Source organism: Massilia sp. UBA6681 (genome assembly GCF_002454935.1).
Taxonomy (GTDB): domain Bacteria; phylum Pseudomonadota; class Gammaproteobacteria; order Burkholderiales; family Burkholderiaceae_D; genus Telluria; species Telluria varians.
This window is the reverse complement of record NZ_DKJX01000030.1, coordinates 1-11,888: the sequence shown is the minus strand read 5'-3', so window position 1 is coordinate 11,888 and position 11,888 is coordinate 1. Positions and strand designations below refer to the sequence as shown.

Here is an 11,888-nt window from a genome sequence, read left to right as displayed (position 1 = left end):
CCGGCGCCTGCCAGGCCAGAGCATGGTGCGTGAGGGCGAAGAGGCGGCGCCGGCCGCGCCGAAGACGGGTGCGCGCCGCGTCTGGCACCCGGACGGCAGCGTCCAGGGCAAGGCGGGCGGGGCGGGCGAGGGAGGCAAGCGTCCGTCTGCCGCGGGCGGCGCCACGGGTGCACGCTCGGCAGCGCCGCGCGCGGACGGTCCGCGCACCAACGGACCGCGCACCGCGGGTCCGCGGCCGGCTGGTCCACGCAGTGGCGGCAAGGGCGGCGGCAAGCGCTGATCCGCAAGTTCGATATAAAAATGCTAATAGTGTCGGACTTGTAGTATAGTCTCCGAGGCAGGCGTTCGCGCCTGTCCGGCGCGTCTATCCGGGCCGAAACAGTTTCCAGGAGTTTTGTAGATGCATGCCGAAGCAACGGCAGCGGCATCCGTGCCGTCCAACGATTTTTTTCTCGCACGTCAGCCTATCCTCGGCCGTGACCAGCATCTCGTGGCATTCGAGCTGCTGTTCCGTGCCGCCGGCGAGGACGACGATGCGAAACTGACCGACAACGCTGCGGCGACGGCGGCGGTGATCTCGCACGCCTCGCAGCTGGGCATGGAGCAGGTGGTCGGCGAGCAGCTCGCCTTCGTCAACGTCGACGAGGTCGTCCTGATGAGCGACTTCGTACGCTTCCTGCCTCCGCATAAGGTTATCCTCGAAATCCTGGAAACGGTCAAGCCGACCCGGCAGTTGCTGGCGCGTGTCGCCGAGCTGAAAGAGCTCGGTTTCAAGTTCGCGGTCGACGACGTGGTCGAGCATTCGCCCGAGCTCGACCGCCTGGTCGGCCTGGTCGACGTCATCAAGGTCGACGTCAAGCTGGTGCCGCCGGAAGCGCTGAAGGACCTGGTGTGCTCGCTCAAGTCCACCGGCAAGAAACTGTTGGCTGAAAAGGTCGAGACCATCGACGAATTCAAGCTGTGCATGGAGCTCGGTTTCGAATACTTCCAGGGCTATTACTTTGCTCGTCCGGTCATCTTATCGGGCAAGAAGATCACGCCCTCGGAAATGACGATCCTGCGCCTGCTGGAGCTGCTGAGCTCGGATGCGGACGCCCAGGTGATCGAAACCGCGGTCAAGCGCGACGCCCTGATCAGCCTGAACCTGCTGCGCCTGGTGAACAGCCGCGCGGCGCCGGGGCCGCAGATCGAGTCCTTGTCGCAGGCGCTGCACCAGCTCGGACGGCGCCAGCTGCAGCGCTGGCTGCAGATCCTGCTGTACACGACCGCGGGCGGGGTCGAGCTGGCTTCGCCCTTGCTGCAGCTGGCCACCACGCGCGGCAAGCTGCTCGAGCTGATGACCCTGGCGCGCTATCCGAACGATGCGGCCAGGGCCGATCGCGCCTTCACGGTGGGGATCATGTCGCTGGCCGATGCGCTGTTCTCGATCCAGATGCGCGACATCCTCGACAACGTCGAGGTGGCGGACGACGTGCGCATGGCGCTGCTCGACCGTGAAGGGGAGTTCGGGACCATGCTGCGCGTGGCCGAGCTGCTCGAGGCGGCGGAGGGCGGCTGCAAGCTGTATAACGCGCTGCGCAAACTCGGCCTGTCGGTGGCGCAGATTCGCGAGATCGAGCTGAAGGCCTTTGATTGGGTGAGGGAACTTACCCATGAAGTGCATTGATTCGTGGGTAGTCGACGTCGCCGCAGCGCATATCTGAGTTGAACGCGCGGACGGCGAAGCCGTCCACCCTACTGCGCCAGGAACAGGAACACCGTCGGCTTCTTGTGAAAATCCGGCCCCTTGCCGGCCGCCAGCGCCGCCTTCCACTTCGCCGCCGTCAGCGTGCGGACCGATTCGCTCGCCAGCGACAGATCCGTTGCCACGCAAATCAGGGTTCCCGGCTGGCAGGCGCTCACGAGGGCCTCCAGCATCTGCCCGTTGCGGTACGGCGTCTCGATCAACAGTTGCGTTTGCTTCTCGCTGCGCGAACGCCCCTCCAGCTGCCCGATGCGCTTGGTGCGCTGGGTCGCGTCGGTCGGCAGATAGCCGTTGAAGGCGAAGCTCTGGCCGTTCAGGCCGCTCGCCATCACCGCCAGCAGCAGCGAGGACGGCCCCACCAGCGGACGCACCGGAATCCCGTGCTGGTGAGCCAGGCGCACCAGGTCCGCCCCCGGGTCGGCCACGGCCGGCACGCCCGCTTCCGACACCAGTCCCGCATCGCGTCCCGCCAGGAGCGGCTGCAACAGTTGCGCGAGCGCGGCCGGCGGCGTGTTCACATTCAGTTCGGCGATCTCGATTTCCTGCAAGGGCCTGGACAGCGGATGGTCGATGGCGACCAGTTTCAGGAAAGCGCGCGCGGTCTTGGCGTTCTCGGCGACGAAGTAGTCGAGCCTGGAGGTCAGGGCCTGCACCTGCGTCGGCAGCAGGGCGGAGAGGGCGCCGGAGGAGGCGTCGGTGGGGCCAAGGGTGTTCGGGATCAGGTAAAGGGTGCCGGGCATCGTTGAGAAAAAATAAGTGGTATTACACGCCGAAGAAGGAAACGCCGGCGCGGCGCAGCATGCCGGTCAGGGCGATCAGGGGCAGGCCGGTGAGGGCGGTCGGGTCGTTTGACTCGATCCGTTCCAGCAGGGCGATGCCCAGGCCCTCGTTCTTGGCGCTGCCGGCGCAGTCATAGGGCTGCTCGATTGCCAGGTACGCATCCAGCTCGGCATCGGGCAGGTCGCGGAAGTCCACGAAGACCTGCACATTCTCGACCTGGGCGGCTTGCAGCGGGTCGGCCACGCGGCTGTCCCACAGGCACAGTGCCGTATGGAAGACCACGCGGCGCCCACGCATCAGCTGCAGTTGCGCCCGCGCGCGCGCATGGTCGCCAGGCTTGCCGATCTGCATGCCGTCGAGCGTCGCCACCTGGTCGGAGCCGATCACCAGCGCACCCGGAGCGCGCGCCGCCACCGCAGCCGCCTTCTCGCGCGCCAGGCGCAGGGCGGTGTCCTGCGGCGCTTCGCCGGGGCGGGGTGTTTCGTCGATGTCGGGTGCGATCGCCTCGAAGGGCAGCTGGAGGCGCGACAGCAGCTCGCGCCGGTAAGCGGAACTGGAGGCAAGAATGAGGCGCGAAGGCGCCGAACTTGGTATCATTGCGGTCTGGCGAATAAGGAAAACTATAAGCTAAGCTAATAGATCATATATCTCCGTCAAGTAAACCCGATAAATCATATCGGGTGCAACGCGCAGCGCTCAAAAACGACGTAAGTCTTTGACTCTGCGGGGAGAAGCCTGTTATTATCGCAGGTTTTCCGGGGAAGTTTTCCAAATGAGCGCTTTTGTCATTGACGCCTTCGAGTTTTGCCGGAATAGCGGACACCGCGAGGGCACGACCCCTGTCGCCGAGATGACCCGTTTGGCCGCCGATTGCGCCGACAAGTCCGGCGAGATCCACTGGTCGATCGACGGCGGCCTGACCAAGCAGGGCTACCCATCGATGACCCTGGCGGTCGCCGGTCCCGTGAAGCTGGTCTGCCAGCGTTGCCTGACACCGATGGATTACGAAATCGATTCGTCCACCATGCTGGTGCTCGGCAAGGACGACGAAGATGCGGACGGGATCGAGGAAGTCCTCGACGACGAGAGCATCGACGTGATCGTCGGCAGCCGCGAGTGCGATATCCGCCAGCTGCTGGAAGACGAAGCCCTGCTGGCCCTGCCGCAGGCACCGAAGCATGAGGTATGTCCGGACACCAAGCTCCTGGACGCCCTGAAGACCGAGAAGGTCTCGCCGTTCGCGGCACTGAAAAATCTCAAGTCCGAATAAGCAGTACAGAATCAAGTAGTACCGCAGCACCCCCGCAGTACGACTGAAAGAACGTGTCAAACGCGTGCAGTAGTCGAGTATGGCAGTAGGCAGTTGATGTAGCAGCGTTAAAACATGTCGGCGATGGATGAATAAGAAATTGCCGCCGGGATACTCGATCTGCAAGTATTTGCAAATCGAATGTGTTAGAATTTTAGAACTTATGTATTAGGAGTCATCATGGCAGTTCAGCAGAATAAGAAGTCCCCGTCGAAGCGCGGCATGCACCGTTCGCACGATTTCCTGACCGCACCGAACCTGGCAGTCGAGCCGACCACCGGCGAAACCCACCTGCGTCACCACATCAGCCCGAACGGTTTCTACCGTGGCCGTAAAGTCCTGAAGACCAAGAACGACGAGTAATCGACGTCTTGTCCTTTAGTACCATGGAAGCGGTGCAACGTATGTCTGCGTGGCGCCGCTTTTTCTTTTCCGTTTTCAGCGGCTGCAACAACTTTGCACTCCGTCATTTTGAATTGCGCGGACAGCGGCTGGCTACGCGCCATGCCCCATCCCAACTTGCCGCCCGCATCGCGTGAGCCGGCATCCCCCGACAAATGACAATCACAATTTCCATTGACTGCATGGGCGGCGATCACGGCCCCTCAGTTACCATTCCGGCAGCCGTCTCGTTTCTAAAAAAACAAGCTGACGTCCACCTCATCCTGGTGGGTCTCGAAGACGTCCTGCGCGCCGAGCTCAAGAAGCATGGCGCCGAGTCGAACGCCCGCATCACCGTTAAAAACGCCACCGAGGTCGTCACCATGGACGACCCGCTCGAGATCGCCCTGCGCAAGAAGAAGGATTCGTCCATGCGCGTGGCGGTCGAGCTGGTCAAGGACGGCAGCGCCAATGCCAGCGTCTCGGCCGGCAATACCGGCGCCCTGATGGCCGTCTCGCGCTACGTGCTCAAGACCATGGCCGGCGTCGACCGTCCGGCGATCTGCTCGATCATGCCCAACCAGAAGGGCGGCCCGACCTACATGCTCGACCTGGGCGCCAACGTGGACTGCGAACCGCACCACCTGCACCAGTTCGCCATCATGGGCTCGGTGCTGTGCTCGGCCATGGAGAACAATCCGCGCCCGAGCATCGGCCTGCTGAACGTCGGCACCGAGGAAATCAAGGGCAATGACGTGGTCAAGGCCACCGGCCAGCTGCTCAAGGCCGACCACGAGCGCGGCAAACTGAATTTCCACGGCAATGTCGAAGGCAACGACATCTTCAAGGGCACGGTGGACGTGGTCGTGTGCGACGGTTTCGTCGGCAACGTCACGCTCAAGGCCGTCGAAGGCCTGTCGCGCTTCGTCAAATCCGTGTTCACGGAAAATATCTTGTCGATGGCCGGCGCGCTGCTGGCCCGCAAGTCGCTCAAGAAGCTGAACCCGGAGCGCTACAACGGCGCCAGCCTGCTCGGCCTGAAGGGCCTGGTCTTCAAGAGCCACGGCGGCGCCAACGCCTTCGCCTTCGAATGGGCGATCAAGCGCGCCTACGACGCCGCCAAATACGACGTACAAGAGCAGCTGTCGGCCCTGATCGCCGAACTGATGCCGCCCCCGCCCGACGCCCAGCAGCGCCAGGCTTGACCAAACCAGCAGGATGGTGGAACAGATGACTGTCTACAGCAAGATCACCGGTACCGGCAGCTACCTGCCGGCCAAGCGCGTCACCAACGATCAACTCGCGGCCCAGCTGGCCGAGCAGGGGATCGAGACCTCCGACGAATGGATCGTGACCCGCAGCGGCATTTCGAGCCGCCACTACGCCGCCAGCGACGAGAACGCCTCCGACCTGGCCGTGAAGGCCGCGCGCAATGCATTGGAAGCGGCCGGCTGCCTGCCTGCCGACATCGACCTGGTGATCGTCGCCAGCTCGACCCCCGACTTCCACGGCAGCTTCCCGAGCACCGCCTGCATCTTGCAGCAGAAGCTCGGCATGCTGAATAACAGCGCCGCGTTCGACGTGCAGGCCGTGTGCAGCGGCTTCGTGTACGCGGTCTCGACCGCCGACGCCTTCATCCGCGCCGGCGTGTACAAGCGCGTGCTGGTGATCGGCGCCGAAGTATTCTCGCGCATCCTCGATTTCACCGACCGCACCACCTGCGTGCTGTTCGGCGACGGCGCCGGCGCCGTGGTGCTGGAAGCCTCGGAAGAGCCTGGCGTGCTGGCCACCAAGCTGCACGCCGACGGCAGCCAGTCGCACATCCTGTCGATCCCGGGCAACCTGGCCGGCGGCGCCGTGGCCGGCAGCGGCTTCCTGTACATGGATGGCCCGGCGGTGTTCAAGCTGGCCGTCACCGTGCTGGAAGAAGTCGCCAAGGAAGCGCTCGAGCACGCCAAGATGCAGCCTTCGGACATCGACTGGCTGATCCCGCACCAGGCCAACCTGCGCATCATGAAGGGCACCGCCAAGAAGCTCGGGCTGCCGATGGAAAAGATGGTCGTCACCGTCGACCAGCACGGCAACACCTCGGCCGCCTCGATCCCGCTGGCGCTCGATTGCGCCGTGCGCGACGGCCGCATCAAGAAGGGCGACAATGTGCTGATGGAAGGCGTCGGCGGCGGCTTCACCTGGGGCGCGGTGCTCGCCCGCATGTAATGTAGGGTGTGCGGATCTCCCGCCCACGCGGTGATTGTTATCGGGTCGGGCGCGATGATATTGCCGCTACCTATCACCGCGTGGGCGGCGGAGCCGCCCACCCTACGAATCGTGGCGGCGCGGATGTTTCGGTGGCCGCCCATATTCGAAAGAGAGAACAAGAACATGAGCAAATTCGCATTCCTGTTTACGGGCCAGGGCGCCCAGGCCGTCGGCATGCTGAACGGCTTCGCCGGCAACCCGGTCGTCGAGCAGACCGTCGCAGAGGCCTCCGAGGCCCTCGGCTTCGACATCGGCAAGCTGATCGCCGAAGGCCCGAAGGAAGACCTCGACCTTACCACCAACACCCAGCCCGTCATGCTGACCGCCGCGGTCGCCGTGTACCGCGCCTGGATCGCCGCCGGCGGCCCGCTGCCGTCCATCGTTGCCGGCCACAGCCTGGGCGAATACTCGGCCCTGGTCGCCGCGGGTGTCATTCAGTTCAAGGACGCGGTGCCGCTGGTGCGCTTCCGCGCCCAGGCTATGCAGGACGCGGTGCCGGTCGGGCAGGGCGGCATGGCCGTCGTGCTGGGCCTGCAGGCCGACGACGTGCGCGCCGTCTGCCTGGAAGCCGTAGGCGGGGAAAATGCGGGCGAAGTGGTCGAGGCCGTCAACTTCAACGAGCCGACCCAGATCGTCATCGCCGGCCACGCCGGCGCGATCGACCGCGCCTGCGAGATCGCCAAGGCCAAGGGCGCCAAGCGCGCCATGAAGCTGGCGGTGTCGGCGCCGTTCCACTCCCCGCTGCTCAAGCCTGCTTCGGACCGCCTGCGCGACTACATGGAGAACATCGCTTTCTCGGCGCCGCAGATCGACTTGATCAACAACGTCGACGTCGCTATCCTGCACGATCCTGCCGCGATCAAGGACGCGCTGGTGCGCCAGGCCGCCGGTCCGGTGCGCTGGGTCGAGACCATGCAGAAGATGGCGTCGGAGGGTGTGACCCAGGTCATCGAATGCGCCCCGAGCAAGACCCTGATCGGCATGGCCAAGCGCATCGATGCGGCGCTGGTCGGCGAGGCCCTGGTGGACCAGGCTGCGCTGGAACGCGTGCTGGCCTCGCTCAGTGCGGCTTGAAGGGCGGCTTGAGATCAACACCAAAGAAAAGGAATAGCATGAATCTGGAGAACCAAGTCGCCCTTGTCACCGGCGCATCGCGCGGTATCGGCAAGGCCATCGCGCTGGAACTGGCGCGCCAGGGCGCGAAGGTCGTCGGCACCGCCACCAGCGCGGCCGGCGCCGAGGCGATCAGCGCCTACCTGGCTGAATTCGGCGGCAAGGGCGTGGTCCTGAACGTGACCGACGCGGCCCAGTGCGGCGCCGTCGTCGACGAGGTGCAGAAGGGCTTCGGCAGCCTGTCGATCCTTGTCAACAATGCCGGCATCACCCAGGACAACCTGGCCATGCGCATGAAGGACGAGGAGTGGGACAGCGTCATTTCCACCAACCTGACCGCCGTCGGCCGCCTGTCGCGCCTGGTGCTGCGCGGGATGATGAAGGCCAAGCACGGCCGCATCATCAACATCACCTCGGTGGTGGGCGCCTCGGGCAACCCGGGCCAGATGAACTACGCCGCCGCCAAGGCCGGCGTGGCCGGCATGACCCGCGCGCTGGCGCGCGAGATCGGCAGCCGCAACATCACCGTCAACTGCGTCGCGCCGGGCTTCATCGACACCGACATGACCAAGGCGCTGGGCGACGACCAGCACAGCGCACTGCTGGGCCAGATTCCGCTGGGCCGCCTCGGCCAGCCGGAAGACATCGCCCACGCAGTAAGCTTCCTGGCCGGCCCGACCGCGGCCTATATCACGGGCACCGAGCTGCACGTGAATGGCGGCATGTACATGAATTAAGGCGCTAGAATGCCGGATTGTCTTCGCTCGCGAAGATAATCCGGCGGATTCGCCTCTTTTGGCAGTAATTTCGGTGGAATTAGCGGTAATCGCCGAAAGTAGTTTTTCATCGCGCAAACCTGATAAAATGCGCGCACTTTCCGCAACACATACCTTAATGGAGCCATAACATGTCGGATATCGAACAACGCGTTAAAAAAATCGTCGCTGAGCAACTGGGTGTTGCAGAAGCAGACATCAAAATCGAATCCTCGTTCGTTGACGACCTCGGCGCTGACTCGCTGGACACCGTGGAACTGGTGATGGCACTGGAAGACGAGTTCGAAATGGAAATCCCTGACGAGCAGGCTGAGAAGATCACCACCGTCAAGCAAGCCATCGACTACGCCACCGCGCACGTCAAGGCCTAAGCTGTCGCTTTAAAAGTTTCTGGGAGAATCGCTTGAGCCGTTCACGCAACCGCCGTGTCGTCGTTACCGGCCTGGGCTGCATTTCACCAATCGGCAACACCATTGCCGAGGCGTGGGACGCGGCGCTGGCCGGGAAGTCGGGCATTGCCAACATTACCAAGTTCGACGCGACGCCGTTCACGACGCATTTCGCCGGTGAAGTGAAGAACTTCAAGGTGGAAGACTACCTGCCTGGCAAGGAAGGTCGCAACATGGATAGCTTTATCCATTTCGGCATGGCAGCCGGCATCCAGGCCCTGCAGGATTCCGGCCTGGTCGTGACCGAGGAAAACGCGGACCGCATCGGTGTGACCATCGGTTCGGGTATCGGCGGCCTGCCGATGATCGAAGCCACCAAGGAAGAGTACATGAATCGCGGCCCGCGCCGCATCTCGCCCTTCTTCGTGCCGGCATCGATCATCAACATGATCTCGGGCGATCTCTCGATCAAATTCGGCCTGCGTGGCCCGAACCTGGCGATCGTCACCGCCTGCACCACCGGCCTGCACTGCATCGGCGCCGCCGCTCGCCTGATCGAGTACGGCGATGCCGACGTGATGATCGCCGGCGGCGCGGAATCGACCGTGTCGCCGCTGGGCCTGGGCGGCTTCGCCTCGGCACGCGCGCTGTCGACCCGCAACGACGATCCGGCCACCGCGTCCCGTCCGTGGGACAAGGACCGCGACGGCTTCGTGCTGGGCGAGGGTGCCGGCGTGATGGTGCTCGAAGAGTACGAACACGCGGTCGCACGCGGCGCCAGGATCTATGCGGAAGTCATCGGCTTCGGCATGAGCGCGGACGCCAACCACATCACCTCGCCGGTCGAGGATGGCAGTGGCGCGGCACGCTGCATGGTGGCGGCACTGAAGAACGCGGGCCTGAACGCCGGCGAAGTCCAGTACGTCAATGCGCACGGCACCTCGACGCCGCTGGGCGACGTGGCGGAAGTGCGCGGCATCAAGCGCGTCTTCGGCGACCACGCCAAGACCGGCCTCGTCGTGAACTCGACCAAGTCGATGACCGGCCACCTGCTGGGTGGCGCGGGCGGCCTGGAATCGGTGTTCACCGTGCTGGCGATCCACAACCAGGTGTCGCCGCCGACGATCAACATCTTCAACCAGGATCCGGAGTGCGACCTGGACTTCGTGGCCAACACGGCGCGGGACATGAAGATCGACTACGCGGTCAAGAACTCCTTCGGCTTCGGCGGTACCAACGGTACCCTGGTCTTCGCAAAAGTCTGAAGATAATCTGACAAGCGGGTCTGAACCAGACCACGCCCATTCCGGTCTAACCGGAATGGGCGCCCTGCAGCCGTCGTCGTTCGGTCCTGCGCAATCCCCCCCGTACCTCCTCCGTCGCCCCCGGGCTGCGGCGCCCTTTCCTTTTCTCGCCAAAGAGCCATGTCGATCGCGCTGAGCGTCGTCATTGCGCCGTCGCGCCGCCTGCGTTGCCTGCTCGCCGGCTTCGGCGCTTCCCTGTTCGCGGCCGCGTGCGCCGTGGGCTTCGCCACGTCCGCGCGCTTCGCGGCCGCGCCCTGTGTGGCGGCTGCGCTGCTGTTCGCAGCAGCATGCGTGCTGCATGCCGCGCTGCGTGCTGCAACGGTGCATCGCATTGATATTTCTGGACCCGGCCAGCTACGCCTGACGGTACAACAGGGTGTGCGGCAGGACAAACGCGAAGGCTTACCGGCGAGGCTGTCGGCCGGCTCCACGCTGTGGCCGCGGATGTTGATGCTGTGCCTGGAGGGGGGCTGACGGCGGCGCTGTCGGAGCGGCGAACGAGGATGCGCGGGGCTGGCGGCTACACCGCAGGCCTGGGTCGCGCGCACCCCTGGGCACGCCCGTCGCCGTCCTGCCGGACAGCCTGCCGCCGGAGGAATTTCGTGCCCTGGCGGTGGCGCTCGGCGCCGGCGTCCAGGCTGGGGGCGGGTCAGCGGCGGAGCACAAAATACTTTGAACTTATTGCAGCGGGCCAACTCTTATGCAGGAGGGCCGTTGCAGCCGATGGGGCAGGGTCCGTGACGACAGAACGCGAGGGAGATCAGGTGTTGGTGGAGCGCGTCCAGGCTGGCGACCGGGCCGCGTTCGACCTGCTCGTGGCCAAGTACCAGCGCCGCCTGATGCGCCTGGTGTCGCGTCTCGTGCACGATCCGGCGGAAGCCGAAGATGTCGTGCAAGAGACCTTCATCAAGGCTTTCCGCGCGCTGCGCCATTTCCGCGGCGATTCCGCCTTCTACACCTGGCTGTATCGCATCGGAATCAACACGGCCAAGAATTTCTTGGTCACACAGGGCCGCCGTGCGCCCCCCCCCCCCCCGGGGGGACCCCCCCCCCCCCCGGCGGCCGCCACTCCAGCTCGGTNNTCACACAGGGCCGCCGTGCGCCGACCTCCACCGAGGCCGACGCCGAGCGGGCAGAGGGATTCGATGACGCAGAGAGCTTGCGCGACATAAACACACCCGAATCGGTGTTGGCGAGCAAGCAGATTGCCCACACAGTCAATGCGGTGATGGAAGCACTGCCGCTGGAATTGCGAACGGCAATTGTTCTGCGAGAAATAGAAGGATTGAGCTACGAAGAAATCTCCGAGGTGATGGCGTGTCCGATAGGAACCGTACGCAGCCGGATTTTCCGTGCACGCGAAGTCATTGCTGAGAAATTGCGCCCATTGCTCGATTTCCCGGTTGACAAACGTCGGTAGGTAGCAGGATCGTGCAGAGACGGGACAACACAAACAGACTGACGTCGACGGGTTACTAGATGGACACGAACAAGAAGATACGCGAATACATATCGGCCTTTGCGGACGGCGAACTGCCGGACGCCGACCTCGAGCTCGCGCTGGCGGCCCTGCGCGATGCGGACGGGCGGCAGACATGGGATCTCTACCACCGCATTGGCGACGCCTTGCGCGCCGAGCCGCTCGAGGCGGAACTCTCGCCCGGTTTCTCGCTGCGCCTGGCCGACCGGCTGGCCGCCGAACCGACGCCGCTGCGGCGCGCGGCAGGGCGCCCGGCGACAGCGGCCGATGCGCTGGCGGCGATCGCACCGGCGGTCGTGGCGGGGGCGGAATCGCTGGGCGGCAGCAAGATGGCCGGGCAGGGCGCGGCACCG

Annotated in this window: 14 protein-coding genes and 2 pseudogenes; 13 read left to right on the top strand and 3 right to left on the bottom strand. The window is 64.5% G+C overall.

Features of this window, described 5'->3' with window-relative positions:
* Both B2R83_RS04060 and B2R83_RS04055 read left to right on the top strand, forming a co-directional pair.
* Positions 1–280: pseudogene (locus B2R83_RS04060) on the top strand (hypothetical protein); the annotation flags it as partial.
* Positions 281–400: 120 nt separating this feature from the next.
* Entirely contained in the window at positions 401–1,666 is a 1,266-nt protein-coding gene (locus tag B2R83_RS04055; RefSeq protein ID WP_292038390.1) for an EAL and HDOD domain-containing protein, read from the top strand.
* 68 nt (positions 1,667–1,734) lie between these two features.
* On the opposite strand, the gene B2R83_RS04050 is transcribed toward B2R83_RS04055, so the two are convergent.
* Both B2R83_RS04050 and B2R83_RS04045 read right to left on the bottom strand, forming a co-directional pair.
* Positions 1,735–2,484, bottom strand: coding sequence for an SAM-dependent methyltransferase (locus B2R83_RS04050; protein ID WP_292038389.1), 750 nt, complete (start codon positions 2,482–2,484; stop codon positions 1,735–1,737).
* A gap of 22 nt (positions 2,485–2,506) precedes the next feature.
* Positions 2,507–3,121 carry a Maf family nucleotide pyrophosphatase gene (locus B2R83_RS04045; RefSeq protein WP_292038388.1) on the bottom strand — a complete coding sequence of 205 codons (615 nt, stop codon included), beginning with the start codon at positions 3,119–3,121 and terminating at the stop codon, positions 2,507–2,509.
* Between the two features lie 175 nt (positions 3,122–3,296).
* Between B2R83_RS04045 and B2R83_RS04040 the strand changes: the two genes are divergently transcribed.
* The 9 genes from B2R83_RS04040 (at position 3,297) to B2R83_RS04000 (ending at position 10,529) form a co-directional block, all read left to right on the top strand.
* Positions 3,297–3,794, top strand: a complete 498-nt coding sequence (locus B2R83_RS04040; protein WP_036207394.1) for a YceD family protein — start codon at positions 3,297–3,299, stop codon at positions 3,792–3,794.
* A gap of 219 nt (positions 3,795–4,013) precedes the next feature.
* Positions 4,014–4,196, top strand: a complete 183-nt coding sequence (gene rpmF, locus B2R83_RS04035) for a 50S ribosomal protein L32 (RefSeq protein WP_005666806.1) — start codon at positions 4,014–4,016, stop codon at positions 4,194–4,196.
* A gap of 194 nt (positions 4,197–4,390) precedes the next feature.
* On the top strand, positions 4,391–5,419 hold the full coding sequence (gene plsX / locus B2R83_RS04030) for a phosphate acyltransferase PlsX (protein ID WP_027863718.1): 1,029 nt from the start codon (positions 4,391–4,393) through the stop codon (positions 5,417–5,419).
* A gap of 25 nt (positions 5,420–5,444) precedes the next feature.
* Positions 5,445–6,431 carry a beta-ketoacyl-ACP synthase III gene (locus B2R83_RS04025; protein ID WP_292038386.1) on the top strand — a complete coding sequence of 329 codons (987 nt, stop codon included), beginning with the start codon at positions 5,445–5,447 and terminating at the stop codon, positions 6,429–6,431.
* A gap of 165 nt (positions 6,432–6,596) precedes the next feature.
* On the top strand, positions 6,597–7,547 hold the full coding sequence (fabD, locus tag B2R83_RS04020; RefSeq protein ID WP_292038385.1) for an ACP S-malonyltransferase: 951 nt from the start codon (positions 6,597–6,599) through the stop codon (positions 7,545–7,547).
* 38 nt (positions 7,548–7,585) lie between these two features.
* Complete coding sequence (gene fabG / locus B2R83_RS04015) at positions 7,586–8,323, top strand: 3-oxoacyl-ACP reductase FabG (protein ID WP_292038384.1); 738 nt, start codon at positions 7,586–7,588, stop codon at positions 8,321–8,323.
* A gap of 170 nt (positions 8,324–8,493) precedes the next feature.
* Positions 8,494–8,733, top strand: coding sequence for an acyl carrier protein (gene acpP, locus B2R83_RS04010; RefSeq protein ID WP_020653257.1), 240 nt, complete (start codon positions 8,494–8,496; stop codon positions 8,731–8,733).
* 32 nt (positions 8,734–8,765) lie between these two features.
* Positions 8,766–10,016: a beta-ketoacyl-ACP synthase II gene (gene fabF / locus B2R83_RS04005; RefSeq protein ID WP_027863714.1), complete on the top strand. Its 1,251-nt coding sequence runs from the start codon at positions 8,766–8,768 to the stop codon at positions 10,014–10,016.
* 159 nt (positions 10,017–10,175) lie between these two features.
* The gene (locus B2R83_RS04000) at positions 10,176–10,529 is read left to right on the top strand and encodes a hypothetical protein (RefSeq protein WP_292038378.1); all 354 of its coding nucleotides are present in this window, start codon (positions 10,176–10,178) and stop codon (positions 10,527–10,529) included.
* Between the two features lie 224 nt (positions 10,530–10,753).
* Here B2R83_RS04000 and B2R83_RS03995 read toward each other — a convergent pair whose 3' ends face one another.
* The gene (locus tag B2R83_RS03995) at positions 10,754–10,951 is read right to left on the bottom strand and encodes a hypothetical protein (protein WP_292038391.1); all 198 of its coding nucleotides are present in this window, start codon (positions 10,949–10,951) and stop codon (positions 10,754–10,756) included.
* On the opposite strand from B2R83_RS03995, the pseudogene B2R83_RS03990 reads away from it, so the two are divergent.
* Both B2R83_RS03990 and B2R83_RS03985 read left to right on the top strand, forming a co-directional pair.
* Positions 10,865–11,475, top strand: a pseudogene (locus B2R83_RS03990) (sigma-70 family RNA polymerase sigma factor). The gene B2R83_RS03995 and the pseudogene B2R83_RS03990 sit on opposite strands and share 87 nt — an antisense overlap.
* Before the next feature lie 59 nt (positions 11,476–11,534).
* The coding region (locus tag B2R83_RS03985; protein ID WP_292038377.1) for a sigma-E factor negative regulatory protein at positions 11,535–11,888 on the top strand (354 nt) is incomplete at its 3' end.

Coding starts and splice junctions, on each gene's coding strand:
- B2R83_RS04055 (WP_292038390.1), top strand. CDS start 401: ATGCATGCCGAAGCAACGGCAGCGGCATCCGTGCCGTCCAACGATTTT.
- B2R83_RS04050 (WP_292038389.1), bottom strand. CDS start 2,484: ATGCCCGGCACCCTTTACCTGATCCCGAACACCCTTGGCCCCACCGAC.
- B2R83_RS04045 (WP_292038388.1), bottom strand. CDS start 3,121: ATGATACCAAGTTCGGCGCCTTCGCGCCTCATTCTTGCCTCCAGTTCC.
- B2R83_RS04040 (WP_036207394.1), top strand. CDS start 3,297: ATGAGCGCTTTTGTCATTGACGCCTTCGAGTTTTGCCGGAATAGCGGA.
- rpmF (WP_005666806.1), top strand. CDS start 4,014: ATGGCAGTTCAGCAGAATAAGAAGTCCCCGTCGAAGCGCGGCATGCAC.
- plsX (WP_027863718.1), top strand. CDS start 4,391: ATGACAATCACAATTTCCATTGACTGCATGGGCGGCGATCACGGCCCC.
- B2R83_RS04025 (WP_292038386.1), top strand. CDS start 5,445: ATGACTGTCTACAGCAAGATCACCGGTACCGGCAGCTACCTGCCGGCC.
- fabD (WP_292038385.1), top strand. CDS start 6,597: ATGAGCAAATTCGCATTCCTGTTTACGGGCCAGGGCGCCCAGGCCGTC.
- fabG (WP_292038384.1), top strand. CDS start 7,586: ATGAATCTGGAGAACCAAGTCGCCCTTGTCACCGGCGCATCGCGCGGT.
- acpP (WP_020653257.1), top strand. CDS start 8,494: ATGTCGGATATCGAACAACGCGTTAAAAAAATCGTCGCTGAGCAACTG.
- B2R83_RS04000 (WP_292038378.1), top strand. CDS start 10,176: ATGTCGATCGCGCTGAGCGTCGTCATTGCGCCGTCGCGCCGCCTGCGT.